Source organism: Novosphingobium sp. B-7, from assembly GCF_000410615.1.
Taxonomy (GTDB): Bacteria; Pseudomonadota; Alphaproteobacteria; order Sphingomonadales; family Sphingomonadaceae; genus Novosphingobium; species Novosphingobium capsulatum.
In genome coordinates this window covers 1-1,500 of the sequence record NZ_APCQ01000762.1, presented here as the reverse complement: position 1 = coordinate 1,500, position 1,500 = coordinate 1, and the positions used below count along the sequence as shown (strand labels likewise).

At 62.7% G+C, this 1,500-nt stretch carries 2 protein-coding genes; both read right to left on the bottom strand.

Annotation, left to right across the window (positions count from 1 at the left end):
- The coding region (locus H926_RS0108370) for an ATP-binding protein (RefSeq protein ID WP_022675890.1) at nucleotides 1-333 on the bottom strand (333 nt) is incomplete at its 3' end.
- A partial coding sequence (gene istA, locus H926_RS26380) for an IS21 family transposase (protein WP_022675889.1) occupies nucleotides 330-1,500 on the bottom strand: 1,171 nt, incomplete at its 5' end. The genes istA and H926_RS0108370, both read right to left, overlap by 4 nt.

Sequence of the window (1,500 nt, the reverse complement as noted above, 5' to 3'; positions counted from 1 at the left end):
TCCGCGCGCCAGTTCCAGCACCAGCGCCTTGTTCAGTGATGGCTGGGCTGCAAAGTCGAAGGTGTCAAAACTCTTGGTATGCGGGAACCTGGCCATGCGGATGCGACGCTCGACCATCCGGCGTTCACGGTCGATGCGCTCCAGTTCGCACAGGCGCAGCAGATAGCGCGGGTAATCGGCCCGATCCTGCGCGGCCTCAAACGCGACCTTCTCATATTCGCGCGCGAAGGATGGCAGCTTGAGTGCTTTGAGGTGGTTTGCCAGCAGCACGGCGGGCGGCACGCTGGTTGGTTCTGCCTCGATGACCGGCAGCGGCATCATGGGATCGCTCATGCCGCCACTCCTGTCGCCGGGGTGCCGGACTGCGAGAGCAGGCCCATATAACTGCGCGGGTCAGTGCGCCCAACATGGGCGCGTGGCAAGTGCGGGTAAAATTGCAGATCGAGGCGTGGCACGCGCTGCTCAAGTCGGGCCAGCGCGATCATCTTGACTGCATCAAAGCTGATCGCCCCCATCTCCAGCGCGCGGGCCACCGCCCATTCCACCAAGGGTTGCTCAAAGCGCTCGCATAGCCGCAGCACCTGGATGAACTCGCGCCGTCCTTCCTTGCCACTGCGGGCCTCCATCAACCGGCGAATGCGATGCATCGGTTCGGCCAGCACCCAGCCATCGAGCGGCGCCGCCTGATCAAGGGCACGCGGCTTTTGCTCCAACAGCGCCAGATAATGCAGCGGGTTGGCGATGAAGTCCTCACGCTCATAACTGCGCGGGTGCACCGCGATCTGCTCCCCGCCGCAGATGATGGAAACCCGGTCGACATAGCCTTTGATCACAACCTCTTGGTGGGCATAGGCCGTTGGCACCGAGTAATCATTAGTGCGATAGCGCACCAGCGCCATCGACGAGGCCCGCCCCGTCACCATATGGCAGGGATCAAATGGCACCGTAGGCAGTGGCATGAAGGCCGTCAGATCAGCCACCAGCCTGTCCCCGATGCTGTGCTCATGCCCACGCAAGATGGCCTGCCTGCGCTCCACGCATTGTTCGAGGAAGCGCGCGTTCAGCGCATCAAAGCTGGGCGCCTCCGGCCTTGGCACCATGAAATGGCGCCGGGAGTAGCCGACCAGCCCCTCAACCTTGCCTTTGTCATTGCCCTTTCCCGGGCGGCCAAACTTGTCCGCAAACAGGTAATGGCTTTGCAGCGTGGCGAACATCCGGCTGCGCTCGCGCGTCCCGTCGCCCAGGATCTGCGCCACCGCAAGCTTGGTGTTATCATACAGGATCGACTGCGGGACGCCGCCAAAGAAGGCGAAGGCGGCCACATGTCCTTCACAAAAGGCCTCGGCCACCTCGGCAGGATAGGCCTTGATGAACGGCGCATCGCTGTGCGGCAGATCCATGCAGAAATAGTGGAACCGCACCAGCTTGCCGTCGATGATCCCGTCCGCCTCGCCGAAATCTACCTGTGCGTGCCCCGGCTTGTGGCTCAGGGGTATGAAC